We start from the raw sequence: 17,053 nt of genomic DNA, 5'->3' as shown, positions 1-17,053 counted from the left end.
GGCCGGCCCTGGCCGGCCGCCCGACCCGTCAAGGCACTTCGTTGCGCGGGTCGTCCTGCAGCACAAGCTCCCAGGCTGCCCTGCCGATCGGCTGCGTCTTCTCTTCGACCAGATGCGCCAGCAAGCCAGCCGAGCGGCCCACCAGGGCCAGACCCCGCGCCACCATCGGATCCAGTTCCATGTCGGCAACGATCGAGGCGATCGCGCCCACCGCGTTCAAGGGCAGCTTCTTGCCCTTCTCCTGGATCAGGACCTCGCTGATCGCGTCCATCAGGCGCCAATGCACGCCGTAGTAATCATTGGCGCGCGACAGCTCGCGCAGCGTCGCCACCCTCGGGTCGCCATTGACGTGGATGGGATGGCCCACACCGTACAAGGGCCGCCGCTCCTGCTTGTAGCGTTGGATCAGCGCTCTCGCCGCGTCGCGCACCGCGCCGTCGCTTGCGTCCGGACCCAGCTCGCGCCCCGCCTCGATCAACATCTCGGCGGCGTTCTGCATGGTGCCCAGGAACACGCTGCCCGCGCCCAGCAACCCCGCCGCGACGGCGGCCTGCATGGCCTCGGGCGCGCCCGCGTAGGTCAGGCGCGCCGCCAGCGAACTGGGCGTGATGCCATGGTCCGCCGTGGTGACCAGTATGGCGGTCACCATGGTCTTTTCGCGCGCGCTGGGCATGCGCGCGAAGGTAGTGTGGTAGATCATGTCGATGAAATCGAACTTGCCGATGATCTCCTTGGACAGGTCGCGTCCGCGCACCACGATGGCATCCACCGTGGTGTAGCCGATATCCGTCTTCACCATGTCTTCTTCTCCGTTGCGTCAAAGCTCAGCACTGCATCCAGCGCCATCACGCCCTGCCCGCGAGGCCGCACGGCCAGGGGGTTGATTTCCAGCTCCTCGATCCTGTCGGCATGCCCGGCAACGAAATCGCTCATTTTCACCAAGGCCTCGACCAGCGCATCCACGTCATACGGTTCCTGGCCGCGATATCCATTCAGCAGCTGGCTGCAGCGGGTTTCGGCGATCATGGCCCGCGCAGCCTGGGGCGTCAGCGGCAGCAGCCGGCGGCTGACGTCCTTGAACAACTCGATGCTGACGCCGCCCAAGCCGAACGTGCAAACATGGCCGAAGACCGGATCCCGATGGATGCCGACCACGACCTCGACGAACCTCCCCGGCAACATGGCTTCGACCAGCACGCCTTGATTGGCATGCTCCGGGTGCGCCTGGGCCACCTGTTCGCATATCCGGGTATGCGCGGCGCGCGCCGCGTCCGGGGACCGCACACCCAGCTGCACGCCGCCGACGTCGGTCTTGTGCGTGATGGTCGAGCTGATCACCTTCATGACCACGCCGTCGCACCGCAAGACCTCGAACGCGCGCGCGGCCTCGTCAGGCGTGCGGGCGACTTCTCCGCGCGGCACCGGCAGGCCGGCCCGCCCCAGCAGGGCCTTGGCGTCCACCTCGCTCAGCGTGGCCGTCGCGGCCGCCGGACGGGATCGGCCCAGCGGATTCCAGGCGGCATCGAACGCTGCCCTCCAATTTCCATAGTCAATGTAGCGCCGCATAGCCTTGACGGCGTTGCGCACCGAACGCATCGGCATCAAGCCGCCTTCTATCATGTGCCTATGCCCTTCGCCGGTCCGGTCGCTCATCCAGATCGGCACGATCGGCGTCTTCACTTCCCGCTGCACCCGGGCCATGCTCTCGCCCAGCAGCGTGGTGGTCTGCCCGTACTCCACGGGAATGGGCACGACGACCAGATCGGTATTGGGATCCTCCGCCGTCGCCTTCAAGGCCGAGTAGGTGAGCGTCGGATCGACCAGCACCTCCGCGGTCACGTCTACCGGATTGTCGATGGCGGCGTAGTCCGGCAGCATGGTGCGCAGCGTCTGCAGCGTCTGCGGCGTGAATTCCGACATGACCAGGCCGCCCAGGCCTATCTGGTCCGAAGCCAGCGCCGCCGTTCCGCCCGAAAAGCAGTACACGGCAATGCGTTCGCGGCCGGTGGGCTTGCCGCGCACCAACATGGAGGCCGTATCGATCAACTGGTCGACGTCATCGACCTCGATGACGCCAACCTCCTTGAAGACGGCGCTGTTGATCTCCGCCGAGCCCGATATTGCCGCGGTGTGCGACTGCGTCGCCTTGATGCCGTAGTCAGACTTGCCGACCTTCAGCGCAACAATGGGTTTGCCGCGCCGGGCAGCGTGCAAGGCCGCAGCCATGAAGCGCGGCCCGTCCCGCACGCCCTCCAGAACACTGACGATGACCTCGATGTCGGGCGCGTCCGCCATGTAGTGGATGTAGTCGCTGACCTCCAGGTCGGCCTCGTTGCCCCCCGAAAACCACAGGCCCGTGCCCACGCCGCGGTCCATCGCCTGGATGAACGAGCGGCCCAGCCCCCCGCCCTGAGAGGCCACGCCTATCGGCCCGGGCCGTTGGTCGGTACGGAATGCAGGGGAAAAACTCATGCCCAGCCTCCCATTGACGTTAGTCAGCCCAGGGCTATTCGGTCCGTAGATGCGCATGCCCGTATCGGCAACAATTTTCCGCATCTCGGCCTCCAGCGCGCGGCCCGCGTCACCCGTCTCGCCAAAGCCCGAGCTGAAGACGATGGCATAACGCGTTCCGCACTCGCCGCACTGGCGCAGCGTGTCCAGCACCAGTTCGGCGCGCACGGCCAGAATGGCCACGTCGTGCGGCTGGTCCAGATCGCGCACCGAAGGCGCGCAAGGCCGGCCCGCGATGCTCTGGCGGGCGGGGTTAACCAAGGAAAGTCGGCCCTGCCAGCCGGAATGAACCATGAGGTTCTCCAGGGTGCGCTGGCCGATGCTGCCCGGCTTCTCGGACGCTCCCACCAGCACGATGGACTGCGGCAGCACCAGCCGCGACAAGTCCGCGAATCGGATGTCGGGCCCGCTCATGCCTGTTCCTCCGATGGCCGGCGCTTGAGCAGGCAAACGGCTTCCATTTCGCAGACCGTTTCGCCACGCTGATTGACACCCTTGCGCAGGAAGCCGATCAGGCCGCGGTCGGGGCGGCTGGTCGGCTTCTGCTCCATCACCTCGATTTCGACGTGCAGCGTGTCGCCTATCAAGGTCGGCTTGGGATACTTGAGACGGTTCTCCAGCACGCCGAGCACCGCGGCTTCGGTCAGCTGATACGGAATCGAACGCGAGGTCAGCCCCGCCATGTAGGATGCGACCAGCATGCCGTGCGCGATGCGCTGCCCGAACAAGGTCCCTTTGGCGTACTCGGCGTCGACGTGCAGACGGTTGGAATCGCCGGTCAGCGCGGCAAAGGCCACCACGTCGGCCTCGGTAATGGTGCGCGAAGACGTCCGGTAGCGAGTGCCGACCGGCAGGTCTTCCCAATAGATCGCCGTCTGCGCGATATCTTGCAGAGGGTTGGAATCGTTCATGCGCGTTCTCCAGTCTTCAATGCCGAAATGCCCAGAATCTCGCGCCCGATGATGAGCGTCTGGATTTCGGTGGTTCCTTCCGGAATCATTCCCCCGCGCGTATCGCGGAAAATCCGTTCTATCGGATAGTCGGTGGCATAGCCAATGCCGCCGTGCACCTGCAGGGCGTGATTGGCGACCTGATGCGCGGCCTCGGTCGCGTACAGCTTGGCCACCGAGCCCTCGACGCGCGCCGGCAGGCCCGCTTGCATGGCGCGCGCCGCGCGGTAGCCCAAGGCGCGCGCCGCCTGCGTCTTCATCGTCATCTCGACGATGTGGCGCTGCACCAGTTGATAGGCTGCAATGGGCTGCCCGAACTGCTTGCGGGTGCGCGCGTAGTCGATGGACAGGTCCAGCGCGCATTGCGCCGCGCCCACCGCCCCCATCGCCACGTTGAGACGCCCGAAATTGAGCCCGATGAGAATCTGCCGCAGTCCTTCTCCTTCCTGGCCGAGCAGGTTGGCCGCGGGTACCTGGGCATTGTCGAAGGTGTAGGCCGCGGTCCCGGTGCTGCGCACGAACATGGTGTCCACCGGACGCGCATCGAAGCGCGTATGGGCCTTCTCCACCAGGAACAGCGACAGGCCGCCCTGGCAGGTATCGCTGAACGTGCGCGCGACGACGATGCCGAAGTCGGCGAACATGCCATTGGTCACCCACAGCTTGCTGCCGTTCAGTACGTAATGGTCGCCCTGCTTGTCCGCGCGCGTTTTGACTTCGGCCACGTTCGATCCCACATCCGGCTCGGAAATCGAGACGTAGGTGCGCCGTTCATTGCGCAACAGCGGCTGAAGAAACCGTTCCTTCTGTTCCTCGGTGCCATAGGCGTCGAGAATGCCGCCCACGATATTCAGGCCGTTGATCAGCGCCCGCAGCGAAAGCCAGCAGTAGCCCGCCTCCTCCATCATGATGGCCCAGGTCAGGTAATCGATACCCAAGCCGCCCGAGGATTCAGGCAGATAGCCGCCGAGGTAGCCGAAGTCGCGCAGTTCTCCCAGTACTTCGAAGGGAAAGGTCTTGGCGGCTTCATGTTGGTTGATGATGGGGTTGACGCGCGTTTTCAGGAAGCGGCGGATGTTGTCGCGCAACAGGCCGTGCTCGCTCGAAAGGCCGTCCGGATCCAGTTCAACCATAGCGGCCTCCCGTCACGAAGAGCGTGGTGCCAGTGATGTAGCGGGCATGCTCCGAAGCCATGAACGCCACGGCGCCCGCGATATCCGAGGGCTGGCCCGCGAACGGGACCTGGTTCTTGGCCTGCACGTTCTCCAGGATCGTGCTGTAGTTGGGCAGGCTCTTGATGTAGTCGGTCTCGATGAAGCCCGGCGCGATGGCGTTCACCGTCACGCCCTTGCGCGCCTGCTCCAGTGACAAGGCCCGCGTCATGCCTATGATGCCAGCCTTGGCGCTCGAATAGTTGGTCTGGCCGGGGTTGCCGAACAGCGCACGCGAGGCGATGTTGATGATGCGTCCCCACCCGTTCTCGTGCATGTGCGGCAGCGCCGCGCGGCAGCAATGGAACGCGCCTTTGAGCGTGACGTCGATCACCAAATCCCAATCGGCCTCGTCCATCTTGAGCAGCGTGCGGTCTTTCACCAGGCCTGCATTGTTGACCAATACGTCGATGCGGCCGAAAGCCTCATAACCGGCCGCCACCATGGCCTGCACCTGCTCCTGCTCGCGCACGTCGCAACGCACCCCTACCGCCCTGCCGCCCTCGGCTTCGATGGCGCCGGCCATCGCTTGCGCGGCGTCCTGGTCCAGGTCGCTGATCACGACGGCCATGCCTTCCGTGGCGAGAAAACGGGCGGTCTCCGCTCCGATCCCACGCGCCGAACCCGTGACGATTGCCACGCGGCCTTTCAGTTTCAGATCCATACAGTCTCCAGCTTCAATGGAAAAAGAGGTGGCCCAAAGAGGGCCATCAACGATCGCGCTGCGTACGTCGCGCCGCGCGGATATGAGTCGGAGCGCAAGTCTTTTCCGTCCCTTGAAACTGCTATGGACAGGGCAGGAAAAAAAGCCAATACTCCGCCTGCTCGTAGTACTATACGAAATGCCGGAGTACATTCCAACCGTTTTTTTCAAGAGACTGGAGGAGACACCCATGCAAAACCACAATCCCGGCCATCAACTTCCCCAACCGATCCAGCGCATTGCGCTGGCGCTTGCGGTGGGGCTATCGATGGCATCGGCGTCCGCATCTGCCGATACGTATCCCGCCCGCGCGATGACCATTGTTTCCGCGGGTCCTGCCGGCGGCATCACCGATCAGGTAAGCCGCCTGATCGCCAGCAAGGTATCGAAAGGACTGGGCCAACCCGTGGTGGTCGAGAACCGGCCGGGCGCAGGCGGCAACCCTGCGGCCGAGCACGTCGCCCGGGCCAAGCCCGACGGCTACACCCTGCTGATGGGCACGCAGGGAACCCAGGCCACCAATCAGTACTTGTACCAATCCATCAGCTTCAATCCAGAAAAGGACTTTGTCGCCGTGCATGGCGTCATCGCGCTGCCCAACGTGCTGGTGGTCAATGCCGGCCGTCCCTATCGCACGGTCAAGGAACTGGTGGCCTATGCGAACGAACACCCCGGCACCATCACGATGGCCAATGCCGGCAATGGCACCGCCACCCACCTGGAGGCCGAACTGTTCCAGACCGTGGCCGGAATCAAATACGTCAACGTGCCCTATCGCGGCAGCCCGCCGGCCATCAATGATTTGCTGGGCGGACAGGTCGATGCCTCGTTCGACTATCCGGCCACCACGCTGGGACACATTCAGAGCGGAAAGCTGCGCGCCCTGGCAGTCACCAGCGCCACGCGGCTGAGCCTGCTGCCCGACGTCCCGACCATCGCCGAGGCCGGCTATCCGAAGGCGGAGTCGATGTCCTGGATCGGCCTGTTCTTCCCCGCTGGAACGCCCAAGGCCATGATCGACCGCTGGCAGGAGGAGGTAGCGCGCGCGCTGCAGGATCCGGCGGTCATCACCTCGCTTTCCACCATGGGCGGCACGCCGCTGAACCTGGGAGGCGAAAAGTTCGACGAACTGGTGCGCAGCGAACGAATCAAGTGGAAAGCCATCATCGAGCGCACCGGCGCCAGGGCCAGCTGACCGCGCCGTGTTGGCTTTGCATTCAAACCAAAGGAGAACATCTTGCTCGACAAGAATCTTATCGGCCAGTCGCTGGGCACGCGCAGCATCCTGGTGGAGCGCGGCCGCCTGCGCTTCTTCGCCAAGGCGATAGGCGAGACCAACCCGGTCTACCTGGATGAAGAGGCGGCGCGGGCGGCCGGACATCCGCGCCTGCCGGTTCCACCCACCTTCCTTTTCTGCCTGGAGATCGACGCCTTCGATTCGATAGGCACGGCCCGCCTCACCCGCCTGGATGAAAGCCGGATCCTGCATGGCGAACAGCAATTCAGCTACCACGCCATGGCGTACGCCGGAGATACCCTGACCTTCGACCTGACAGTCGCCGACGTCTATCAGAAGAAAGGCGGCGCGCTCGACTTCCTGGTCAAGGATACGCGCGTGACCAATCAGCACGGCTGGCATATTGCCGACCTGCGCGCCATCGTCGTCCAGCGCAACGACTGAAGGAGACACCATGGACATTCCTGCCTACGCCTCGATCACCGTGGGGGATTCGCTGCCCGCGCTGAAAATACCGCCAATCTCCCGCAAGACCCTGGCGCTTTATGCAGGCGCCTCGGCCGACCATCATCCGATGCACATCGACCTCGATTACGCGCGCAGCGCCGGCGCGACTGACGTCTTCGCGCACGGCATGCTATCGGCGGCCTACGTCGGCCGCCTGCTGACCGATTGGGTGCCGCAGCAGCGCATCCGCCGACTGGCGATGCGCTTTACCGGCATCATGCAGCTGGGTGCCGAACCGTTGTGCAGCGCGCGGGTCGCCGAGAAGATGATGGAGGACGGCGAACAGCGCGTGCGCGTCACGCTGAGCTGCGCCGATCAGCACGGCGTCAACAAGATCGTCGGCGAAGCCGTCATCAACCTGGACTGAACGGACAAGACCAACATGCAAGAAGCAAATGTCGTATCAAGCAAGGATGGAGTACTGCGCGGCGTGCGGGTGGTCGAACTCGCGGGCATCGGGCCCGGCCCGTTCTGCGCCATGCACCTCGCCGACCTGGGCGCGGACGTCATCTCGGTCCAGCGGCCTGACGGACGGGCGGGCAGCATCGGCTACGAGAATTGCATCCAGCGCGGCAAGCGGGCGATCGCGCTCGACGTCAAGACGCCCGGCGGCCGCGACACCTTGTTGAGCCTGATCGAGCATGCCGATGTGTTCATCGAGGGCATGCGTCCCGGCGTCGCCGAACGCCTGGGACTGGGACCGGACATCTGCCGGGCGCGTAATCCGCGGCTGGTCTACGGCCGCATGACCGGCTGGGGCCAGCATGGCCCCATGGCGCATCTCGCCGGGCATGACGCCAATTACATCGCCCTGTCCGGCGCGTTGTGGCACGCGGGAACCGCCGCGGCTGCGCCCGCCACGCCCTTCTCCGTGGTGGGCGACATCGCCGGCGGCGCCTTGTACCTGGCCGTCGGACTGCTCGGTGGCGTGCTGCAGGCGCGCCGCACCGGCCAGGGCTGCGTGGTGGACGCCGCGGTCAGCGACGGATCGGCGCATTCGATGCAGCTCTTGCTGGCGGCGCGCAGCAAGGGCATCGTGAACGATGACCTCGACCATAGCCTGCCCAACGCCGCGCCCTTTTATGCGTCCTATGGCTGCGCCGACGGCGGCTACATCACGGTCGGCTGCATCGAACCGCAGTTCTATGACCTGCTGCTCGAACGGCTGGGGCTGGCTGACGATCCCGGGTTTACGCCGCAATGGGAAAAAGCCCGCTGGCCGGAACGCAAACAGCGCCTGCAAGCGCTGTTCGCCGGCCGCTCCCGCGCCGAATGGCAGACTGTCTTCAAGGACAGCGACGCGTGCGTGATGCCCGTCCTGAGCCCCGACGAAGCTGCCCGCGATCCGCATAACCTGGCGCGCGCCACCTATTTCGAGCGCGACGGCTGCCTGCAAGCGGCGCCTGCGCCTCGTTTCGACGGCGCATGCGCGCAGCCGGGAGCGGTCCCCCAGGCCGGCCAGCACACCCAAGCCATCCTCGATCTGCTGACCGGCCAAGGGCCTGCGGCCGTGTGGCTCGCCTCCGAGGCAGCTTGACGCGCTGCGGCGCCGACGCGAGCCTGGTAGCGTGGCAAAAAAAAAGGGAGTGACGATGCCACTCCCTTTTTATCGGACTTAGTCCACGCGCTACTGAGGCGACAGGTTCTCGCGCTTGACCAGATCCGCCCAACGGGCGAGTTCCGCTTGCACGAAGTTGCCGAACTCGGCCGGGCCCATGGGCTGCATCTGCAACCCCATATCCGCCAGACGCTTGGCCACATCGGGCTGCGCCACGACGTCCGCGAGGTCGGCCTGCACTTTCTCGATGATGGATGCAGGCGTGCCGGCAGGCGCCATGACGCCGAACCAGAACCCCACTTTCTCCACGCCGGGGTAGCCCTGCTCGGCCATGGTGGGTACATCCGGCAAAGCCGCCAGGCGCTTGGGAAAGACCACCGCCAGGGCCTTGGCGCGGTGTTGCTGTATGACGGGCAGCGCCGAGGTCACCGAGGCGAACAGCAGCTGGATATGCCCGGCCATCAGGTCGCTGACGGCCGGACCGCCGCCTTTGTACGGAACCGGCGTCATCTGGACATCGGCCGCGGTCTCCAGCATGCGCGCGGCCATGTGGATCTGGCTGCCCGAACCCAAGGTGCCATAGTTGACCGTGTTCGGCTGGGCTTTGGCCAACCGCACCACGTCCGCGACGTTGTTGGCTGCGAACCCCGGATTGGCCATCAACACCATGGGCGCCGTGCCCAGAAAGGCGATGGGAGAGAAGTCCTTCATGGTGTCGTACGGCAGTGATTTCACCAGGAAGTTGTTGCTGACGTGCGAATCCAGCGCAATCAGCAGGGTGTAGCCGTCGGGCGCCGCGCGCGCCGCGGCGGTGGTGCCGATGACACCGTTGGCGCCAGCGCGGTTTTCCACGACCACCGGCTGCCCCCACTTCTGCGCCAACGCGGCGCCGACCACCCGCGTCAGCACATCGGAAAATCCGCCGGCCGCGAAAGGCACGATCAGCCGTACCGGCTTATCGGGATAAGCCGGCGCGGCCTGCGCCGCTCCAGCGGCGAACAGCCAACCGGCAAACAGAGAGCATAGGACGGTAGACGCGGCGCGGCGCCGGCCTGGATTCATGGACATGTCATTTCCTTGGGAAAACAGCGAAAACGCTTAGCGAAGCGCGGAGATGCCGAGGGCGCTTTGCGCGATCAGCAATCCAATGATCTGGTTGGTTCCTTCGCCGATGCTCAGATGCCTGGCATCGCGGTAATGTCTCTCCACGGGGAACAGGGAGGTGTAGCCAGCCCCGCCGTGAATTTGCAGGGCGAGTTCCGCCACGCGCAGCGCCGCATCGCTGGCATGGCGCTTGGCCATCGCGCACAGGACGGCGTTATCGGGCAGGCCGCGGTCCAGCGCGTCCGCCGACCGGTAGGCCAGCAGCCGCGAGGTCTCCACCTGCGTCATCATGTCGGCGACCATTTGCTGCACCAACTGGAACCCGCCTATGGGCCGCCCGAACTGCTCTCGTTCGCGCGCAAAGCGCAGGGCTGCCTGCAGCGAAGACTCGGCGATTCCGAGCGCGGCGAACGCCACCACGGAGCGTCCGATGTTGAGATACTTCTTCGCGATCGAAAATGCCTGGCCGGGCTCTCCGATCAGGTTCTCTGCCGGGACCTCGACATCCTCGAACAGCAGTTCGCCGAGTGGGCAGCAATGCATGCCCATTTTCCCTATCGGGCTGCAGGAGAATCCCGGCATGCCGCTTTCGAAGACCAGGCACGAAACGCCGCCGGCGCCCTCGCCGCTCACGTTGCGTGCAAAGACGATGCCCAGGTCGCAGATCGGCCCGTTGGTAATGTAGATCTTGCGGCCGTTGATCCGCCAACCGCCGGACGGCATGCGCTCGACCCGCGTCTGCACGTTCGCGGCATCCGAGCCGATCCCGGGTTCGCTCAACGCAAAACAGCAGATCGCCCGTCCATCCAGAATGGCGGGCAGGTATTTCTCCCGCAAGCCCGCGCTGCCCGCGCCCGCCAGCACCGACGCCGCCAGATTGCTGACGCTGAGCATGCCGCGCAACGACGGCCAGGTGCTGGCCACTTCGGCGATCAGCGTGCCATAGGTGGTCATGGGCAGGCCGAAGCCCCCGTCCGCTTCGGGCAGCAGCCCGCCGATCAGCCCATAGTCGCGCATGGCACGCACGACGGAACGCGGCACGACTTCCTTGGCCGCTTCGTATCGTTCGACCAGCGGCGCGACCTCGGCCTCCAGATATCGTGCGAGCGAGTCCTTCAAGGCCTGCTGCGTGGAATCCAGCAAAAAGTCCATGGCATCGGCCTCCTATTTGGCGGACTCGAAATCCGGGGCCGTCACGACCTTGGTCCACTTGGCCACTTCGGCTTCCATGAAGACGGACACGGCCTCGCTGCCGCCATGCAGCGCCGTGATTTGAAGCCGGCCCAGGAACGCCAGCGTCTCCGGTTCCCGCGAAATCTCCTCGACGCTGGATGCCAGCCTGGCGATCACTTCGGGCGGCGTCTTCGCAGGCGCCATGAGGAAGAAGGTGCCCGTGGTTTCAAAGCCCTTCAGCCCCGCCTCGTCGATGGTGGGCACGTCCGGCAGGCTGGCGTTGCGCGTCGCGCTGCTGACGGCAATGGGACGGAACTTTCCCGCCTCGATAAAGGCCATGGCTCCCGCCATGTTGTCGAACAGCACGTCGACGTCACCCGCCAGCAAAGCTTGTTCCGCGGGCGGCGCAGCGCGATACGGCACATGCGTCATCCGCACCTTGGCCATCTGCTTGAACAATTCCCCCGTCATGTGCATCGACGAGGTGATGCCCGGCGAACCGAAAGTCACGTGGCGGCGCCCTGCCTCGGCGATCAGATCCTGCACGCTGTGTATGGAGGACTTTTGCGGCACCACCAGCACATTGCTGGCATATCCCAGCATCGCGACCGGCGCCAGATCGCGCTGCCAGGAGTAGCTGGCCTTGCCCAGCGCGGTGTCCACCGCGATGCCGGTGGTGCCCATCAACAGGGTGTAGCCGTCCGCAGGGGCCTTGACGGCCGCATTGATCGCCAGCGCGCCTCCCGCCCCGGTCTTGTTCTCGACCACAAAGGGTTGGCCCAGCTTGTCGGCCAGGGACTTGGCGTAGTAACGGGCCAGCAGGTCGGTCCCGCCTCCGGCGCCGAACCCGACCAGCAGGGCCACCGGCTTGGCGGGATAGGTGGATGGACTTTGCGCGTGCGTGGCCACACTGCCCAGGCACAGCAAGACGGATACGGCGGCAGCAAATCGCTTCATGGCGGGTCTCCCTCCTCATCAGTACGAATTATCGTAATTTTCCTCGATAGGCTGTAGAATTAATTACGACTGATCGTACACTACCACGAAATTACGGAGTAAATATGCATGCGTCGCATTGTGGATTTCCCGATCTATCCAGGCTGGTGCGACCGCGCAACGCGGTCGTGGTGCTCGGATCGCAGAGGCCAAACAGCGAAGGCGCCCGCCTGCTGGAGAACCTCTCCTTGCACTCGCGCATGGAGGGCGAGCTTTTCGTCGTGAACCCGCCCATGCGCGGCGACGGGCCGTTCCGCTGCTGGCCATCGATTGCCGACCTGCCGGAAGCCGACATCGACGTGGCGCTGATCATCCTGCGCGCCGCCTACGTGATGGATGCGCTGCGCGATTGCGCCGCACGCGGAATTCCCTATGCCATCGTCATGTCCTCCGGCTTCGGCGAGGCCGGCCCTGAAGGACGGGCGCTGGAGCAACAAATCGCGGCGTTGTGCGAGTCGACCGGGTTGCGCGTCTACGGACCGAATTGCCCTGGCCTGTCGAACTTCCGCGACCGCATGGGCATGACGATCTCCCCTGCCTTCAAGACCGACAAGAACGTGGGGACCATCGGCATCGTCACCCAAGGCGGCGGGGCCGGACGCAATATCGTCCAGGGGCTGTCGTATGGTCCGGGCGCCGCCTTGTGGCTGTCCGCGGGCAACGAAGTCGACCTGGGCGCGCCGGATTTCATCGCTCACCTGGCCCGCGACCCCGAGATCGGCGTCATCGCCGTACTGCTCGAGGGCATCAAGGACGGCAAGCGCCTGGCCGCCGCTCTCGATCTGGCGCGCACGCACGGCAAGCCCGTCATCATTCTCAAGATCGGCCGCTCCGAGTATGGCGTGCGCGCCGCTCAGTCCCACACCGGCTCGATCGCAGGCACGGCTGAAGTCAACAGCGCCATGTTCGCGCAGTTCGGCGCGATCGAGGCGCACGACATGGACGAGCTGGTCGCGCTGGCGCGTCTTGCCGCAAGCGGCAGCGTTCCGACTTCCGACGAACTGGCCGTGGTGACCTTCTCCGGCGGCGCGGCCGCCATGGCCGCCGACCAGATCGGACTCCAGGGATTGCGCCTGGCACAATTTGCGCCGGAAACAACCGAACATCTGCGCGCGAGCCTGCCCGGTTATGCGGCCATCGCCAATCCGGTGGACGTGACCGCCGAAGCGCTCAACAGCATCGAAGGGTTGTCGTCGTGCCTGCGCACGGTGGCTCAGGACCCCAATGTGGGCGCGGTCATCGTGCCGATTCCGGCCGACTATGGAGAGCTCACCGACGGCATCGCGCAGGCCATCATCGATGCCGCCGCCGGCGCATCCCGGCCCATCATTGCGGTCTGGATGAGCCGTCGCCTGGGCAGCGGCTTTCTGCGGCTTGAAGAACACGGTCTGGCGCCATTCCTTTCGCTAGGTTCGGCATTGGCGGCGGTACGAAAAGTGACGCCGCGCCGCATGCTGCCAGGCGCGATGGCCGCAGCGCCCGCCATGTCCGCGGCCTCGGGGGATGAATCAGGCGCAGCCGTGGCGTGCACCGAGGCAGCCGCCAAAGCAATGCTGCGCGAAGCAGGCATTGCTGTGCCACAAGGCAGCCTGTGCCGCTCCGCGGAAGAAACTGCCGCCGCCGCGCAGGCGTTGGGATTTCCGGTGGCGCTGAAGATCGTCAGCGCCCAGATCCTGCACAAGACCGAAGTGGGCGGCGTATGGCTGGACGTGCGCACGCCAGGACAAGCGGCCGAGGCCCACACGCGGATGGTGAGCCAGGTCCAGGCACGACGTCCCGACGCTCGCATCGACGGCGTGCTGGTCGAGAAGATGCTGCACGACGCCGGGCGCGAAATGCTGATCGCGATCCGCACCGATCTCATGTACGGCCGAGTCCTCACCATCGGGCTGGGCGGCATATTCGTGGAGCTGCTCAAGGACGTCGCGCACCGCGTCTTGCCGATACAGCCAGCCGATGTGCATGACATGCTGGCGGACCTGCGGCATGGCGCCTACCTGGGCCAATTCCGCAATCTCCCGCCGATGGACACCGATGCATTGGTGCGCCTGGTCATCCAGCTTGCCGAATTCGTGTCGGACCGCCCCGACATCCTGGAAGCCGAATTCAACCCCGTCTGGGTCGGCCCCGCCGGCGAAGGCGCCTGGGTGCTCGACGCCCTGCTTTTGACCTCCCCTACCCCTGAACGACTCTAGCCCTACAAGGACCAACCATCATGTACGAAGGCCTGCTATATGAAATCGAGGACGGCGTGGGCACCATCACGCTGAACCGGCCGGAATCCAAGAACGCCATCGACATTGCCATGCGCACCTCGCTGCGCAAACTGGTGCACGAACTCCGTCACGACCGTGATTTGAAGGTCCTGATCCTGACCGGCGCGGGCGGCAACTTCTGCTCCGGCGGCGACCTCAAGGCCCTGCGCAGCAGCGCCGCCGACGGTGAAGCGACTGCGCAAGGCCGCCGCCAGAGGCTGGTCGATCTGCACGACCTGGTCTCGGCGCTGCTGGATTTCGACCGGCCCGTGATTTCCGCGGTGCAGGGCGTAGCCTACGGCGCGGGCCTGGGCCTGGCGCTGACCGGCGACCTGGTGCTGGCGGCCGACGACGCGCGCTTCTGCATGGCCTTCGGACGCCTCGGCGCGGTCGCCGACTTTGGCACCTTCTATACCTTGCCCCGGTTGGTCGGGGTGCAGCGCGCAAAGGAGCTGCTGTTTTCGGCGCGCGAGTTCGGCGCCACGGAAGCCAGGGAGCTGGGATTGGTGCTGGAAACGATGCCCGCCGAGGACCTGCCCGAGCGTGCGCGCGCCATCGCGCGCTGCCTTGCCCAGGCTTCACCGGTCGCCCTGAGCATCACCAAGCGCGCCTTGAACGTATCCCTGCGCAGCGACCTGCAAACCATGCTCATGCTGGAAAGCGACGGCCAAGGCGTTGCAATGAGCGCCAACTTCCACGCCATGGCCCTGCAACGATTCTTCGATAAGAAGGGCCCGCCCTTCCAGTGGCCCGTGCGGCAATGAATACGCCTTCAGCCCGACAGGGTGTCGCGTATCTCGAACAACGCCTGCAGGTAGGCCTTGCGGTGCTTGTGGACGCGGTCGGAGGGGCCTGCCAGCGACAGCCCCACCGGCAGTTCGCCCAGGACGCCCGCGACGGCCAAGGCCGTCACGCCCTCGACCCCCTCTCCCTCGGAGGCATACCAGCCCTGCTTGCGCCCCTGCGCCACCTCGGTCATCAGCTTCTTCGCGCTGGTGATCGTATGGGGCGTCACGGCCTCCAGCTTGAGCTGCTTGACCTGGGCCTGCAATTCGTCCGTGTCGAGCTGACCCAGCAGCGCCTTGCCTATGGCCGAGGCGTGCAACGCCGCGCGATCGCCGACTTCCATGATGTAGCGCAACGGCCGCCGGCAAGGCAGCACCGCCACCACCTTGACGGCGGAGCGGTCCAGCATGCCGACAAAAGCGCTTTCGTTGGTTTTCTCGACCAGTTGCTGCACGGCTTCCTTGGCCGACTTGGCCAAGGGATCGTTTTCCGCGATCTGGCGCGCGATCTCATACAGCCGCGCGGTGGGATAGAAGCGGCGCGTGCGGGGCGTGCGCATCAGGTAGCCCAGCGCATGCATCGTGCCGAGCAAATCCGAGCAACTGCTGTCGGGCAAGGAAAGCAGGCGCGCCATCTCCGAATTGGACAACTCGCGCTGTTCGCGCGCAAATATCTCGAAGGCGGCCAACGTACGGCTCGTTGCCGGAATCAGGGTAGCCATTTGAAGTTTCCTAAACCTGCCCGCAGGGAAGTCGCGGGCGCCTCATATCATAATGCGCAACCAATCAGGACCATTCCCGATGGACCAATTCTCCCAATTGCAGCTGCACATCCAGGACCACGTTGCGACGCTGTCCTTGAACAATCCTCCGGTCAACGCGCTCAGCCGCAAGCTCAATGATGAGCTGACCACGGCCATGGACCAGCTCTCCGACCTCGACGAGGTGCATGTCGTGGTGCTGACCGGCGCGGGCAAGATCTTCTGCGCGGGCGCCGACCTCAAGCAGCGCGCCGAGAACACGGCCGGCCTGGGCGGCCTGACCATGCATTCGCGGCGCACGCGCGAGTGCTTCCACTCCATACGGGAATGCGCCAAGCCGGTCATCGCCGCCATCAACGGCCCCGCACTGGGCGCCGGCCTGGCCATCGCCGCATCGTGCGACATCCTGATCGCCTCGGAAAAAGCGCTCCTGGGCCTGCCCGAGATCGACGTCGGCGCCATGGGTGGCGGACGGCACGCGATGCGACTGTTCGGGCATTCGCGCACGCGGCGCATGATGCTTACCGGCGAGCGCATTCCGGGCGCCGAGTTGTATCGCCTGGGCATCGTGGAAGCCTGTGTGGCAGCCGAGGACCTGCTGCCCGCAGCGCGCGAGCTGGCCTCCCGCATCGCGTCGAAGCGACCAGCCGCGACACGGCTGGCCAAGCACACGCTCAACACGATAGAGGACATGAGCCTGCGCGACGGCTATCGCTACGAGCAAGACATGACGGCCATCCTGGCCAAAGGCGGCGATGCCCGCACGCAGTGAACGCGAGGCCGGGCGACGCGGGGAAAGGCTCCCCGCCGCCGCGGCGCCATCGACGACCGGGACCAGGATGCGCCGGGATTCCGGCGGTTACAGCGCGCCGGTCAGTTCAGGCACGACCTGGAACAGATCGCCCACCAGGCCATAATCGGCCACACCGAAGATCGGCGCTTCCGGATCCTTGTTGATGGCCACGATGACCTTCGAATCCTTCATGCCGGCCAGATGCTGGATGGCGCCCGAGATACCAACCGCCACATACAGCTGCGGCGCGACGATCTTGCCGGTTTGACCGACTTGCCAGTCGTTAGGCGCGTAGCCGGCGTCGACCGCGGCGCGCGAGGCGCCGAGTGCGGCGCCCAGCTTGTCGGCCAGCGGATCCAGGATCTTGAAGTTCTCGGCGCTACCCAGGCCGCGGCCGCCGGAGACGACGACGCGCGCGCCGGCCAGTTCCGGACGGTCGCTCTTGGCGACTTCGCGGCCCACGAAGGTGGACAGGCCCGAATCGGCGACGGCGGCGATTTCTTCCACTG

The 17,053-nt window shown here is 65.4% G+C and carries 17 protein-coding genes; 7 read left to right on the top strand and 10 right to left on the bottom strand.

What is annotated here, in order from left to right; all coding sequences use genetic code 11:
• Positions 1-28: 28 nt before the first annotated feature.
• The 5 genes from AC6LKD_RS30735 to AC6LKD_RS30715 are packed head-to-tail and all read right to left on the bottom strand — an operon-like array spanning position 29 to position 5,336.
• Positions 29-799, bottom strand: a complete 771-nt coding sequence (locus tag AC6LKD_RS30735) for a citryl-CoA lyase (RefSeq protein WP_013395552.1) — start codon at positions 797-799, stop codon at positions 29-31.
• Complete coding sequence (locus AC6LKD_RS30730; RefSeq protein WP_013395553.1) at positions 793-2,925, bottom strand: acetate--CoA ligase family protein; 2,133 nt, start codon at positions 2,923-2,925, stop codon at positions 793-795. The genes AC6LKD_RS30735 and AC6LKD_RS30730 overlap by 7 nt, the downstream gene beginning before the upstream one ends.
• Positions 2,922-3,422 (bottom strand): MaoC family dehydratase, encoded by a 501-nt coding sequence (locus AC6LKD_RS30725; RefSeq protein ID WP_013395554.1) that lies wholly within the window; start codon positions 3,420-3,422, stop codon positions 2,922-2,924. Before AC6LKD_RS30725 ends, AC6LKD_RS30730 begins: the two co-directional genes overlap by 4 nt.
• Positions 3,419-4,594, bottom strand: a complete 1,176-nt coding sequence (locus AC6LKD_RS30720; protein ID WP_013395555.1) for an acyl-CoA dehydrogenase family protein — start codon at positions 4,592-4,594, stop codon at positions 3,419-3,421. Before AC6LKD_RS30720 ends, AC6LKD_RS30725 begins: the two co-directional genes overlap by 4 nt.
• Entirely contained in the window at positions 4,587-5,336 is a 750-nt protein-coding gene (locus AC6LKD_RS30715) for an SDR family NAD(P)-dependent oxidoreductase (protein WP_498118382.1), read from the bottom strand. Before AC6LKD_RS30715 ends, AC6LKD_RS30720 begins: the two co-directional genes overlap by 8 nt.
• 229 nt (positions 5,337-5,565) lie before the next feature.
• Between AC6LKD_RS30715 and AC6LKD_RS30710 the strand changes: the two genes are divergently transcribed.
• From AC6LKD_RS30710 to AC6LKD_RS30695, 4 genes are read left to right on the top strand one after another with little or no spacing between them, the layout of a single operon-like run.
• Complete coding sequence (locus AC6LKD_RS30710; RefSeq protein ID WP_013395557.1) at positions 5,566-6,570, top strand: Bug family tripartite tricarboxylate transporter substrate binding protein; 1,005 nt, start codon at positions 5,566-5,568, stop codon at positions 6,568-6,570.
• Between the two features lie 42 nt (positions 6,571-6,612).
• Positions 6,613-7,056 (top strand): MaoC family dehydratase N-terminal domain-containing protein, encoded by a 444-nt coding sequence (locus AC6LKD_RS30705; protein ID WP_013395558.1) that lies wholly within the window; start codon positions 6,613-6,615, stop codon positions 7,054-7,056.
• Positions 7,057-7,066: 10 nt separating this feature from the next.
• Positions 7,067-7,486, top strand: coding sequence for a MaoC/PaaZ C-terminal domain-containing protein (locus AC6LKD_RS30700; protein WP_013395559.1), 420 nt, complete (start codon positions 7,067-7,069; stop codon positions 7,484-7,486).
• A 15-nt stretch (positions 7,487-7,501) separates the two neighbouring features.
• The gene (locus AC6LKD_RS30695) at positions 7,502-8,656 is read left to right on the top strand and encodes a CaiB/BaiF CoA transferase family protein (RefSeq protein WP_013395560.1); all 1,155 of its coding nucleotides are present in this window, start codon (positions 7,502-7,504) and stop codon (positions 8,654-8,656) included.
• Positions 8,657-8,746: 90 nt separating this feature from the next.
• Here AC6LKD_RS30695 and AC6LKD_RS30690 read toward each other — a convergent pair whose 3' ends face one another.
• The 3 genes from AC6LKD_RS30690 to AC6LKD_RS30680 are packed head-to-tail and all read right to left on the bottom strand — an operon-like array spanning position 8,747 to position 11,911.
• The gene (locus AC6LKD_RS30690) at positions 8,747-9,745 is read right to left on the bottom strand and encodes a tripartite tricarboxylate transporter substrate binding protein (protein WP_013395561.1); all 999 of its coding nucleotides are present in this window, start codon (positions 9,743-9,745) and stop codon (positions 8,747-8,749) included.
• A 30-nt stretch (positions 9,746-9,775) separates the two neighbouring features.
• Positions 9,776-10,933 carry an acyl-CoA dehydrogenase family protein gene (locus AC6LKD_RS30685; RefSeq protein ID WP_013395562.1) on the bottom strand — a complete coding sequence of 386 codons (1,158 nt, stop codon included), beginning with the start codon at positions 10,931-10,933 and terminating at the stop codon, positions 9,776-9,778.
• Positions 10,934-10,945: 12 nt separating this feature from the next.
• Positions 10,946-11,911, bottom strand: coding sequence for a Bug family tripartite tricarboxylate transporter substrate binding protein (locus AC6LKD_RS30680; protein ID WP_013395563.1), 966 nt, complete (start codon positions 11,909-11,911; stop codon positions 10,946-10,948).
• A gap of 104 nt (positions 11,912-12,015) precedes the next feature.
• Here AC6LKD_RS30680 and AC6LKD_RS30675 point away from each other — a divergent pair, with 104 nt between their 5' ends.
• Entirely contained in the window at positions 12,016-14,145 is a 2,130-nt protein-coding gene (locus tag AC6LKD_RS30675) for an acetate--CoA ligase family protein (RefSeq protein WP_498118381.1), read from the top strand.
• A 20-nt stretch (positions 14,146-14,165) separates the two neighbouring features.
• Positions 14,166-14,969, top strand: coding sequence for an enoyl-CoA hydratase/isomerase family protein (locus tag AC6LKD_RS30670; RefSeq protein ID WP_013395565.1), 804 nt, complete (start codon positions 14,166-14,168; stop codon positions 14,967-14,969).
• 8 nt (positions 14,970-14,977) lie between these two features.
• On the opposite strand, the gene AC6LKD_RS30665 is transcribed toward AC6LKD_RS30670, so the two are convergent.
• Positions 14,978-15,712 (bottom strand): IclR family transcriptional regulator, encoded by a 735-nt coding sequence (locus AC6LKD_RS30665; protein ID WP_013395566.1) that lies wholly within the window; start codon positions 15,710-15,712, stop codon positions 14,978-14,980.
• Between the two features lie 79 nt (positions 15,713-15,791).
• Between AC6LKD_RS30665 and AC6LKD_RS30660 the strand changes: the two genes are divergently transcribed.
• A complete protein-coding gene (locus tag AC6LKD_RS30660; protein WP_013395567.1) occupies positions 15,792-16,523 on the top strand; it encodes an enoyl-CoA hydratase/isomerase family protein in 732 nt (243 codons plus the stop codon).
• 87 nt (positions 16,524-16,610) lie between these two features.
• On the opposite strand, the gene AC6LKD_RS30655 is transcribed toward AC6LKD_RS30660, so the two are convergent.
• Positions 16,611-17,053, bottom strand: a 443-nt coding sequence (locus AC6LKD_RS30655) for an electron transfer flavoprotein subunit alpha/FixB family protein (RefSeq protein ID WP_498118103.1), incomplete at its 5' end; no start/stop codon positions are given.

The sequence above is a fragment of the Achromobacter sp. D7-1 genome, from assembly GCF_059760445.1.
The sequence above is the reverse complement of the archived record's forward strand: the minus strand, read 5'-3'. Positions and strand labels throughout refer to the sequence as shown.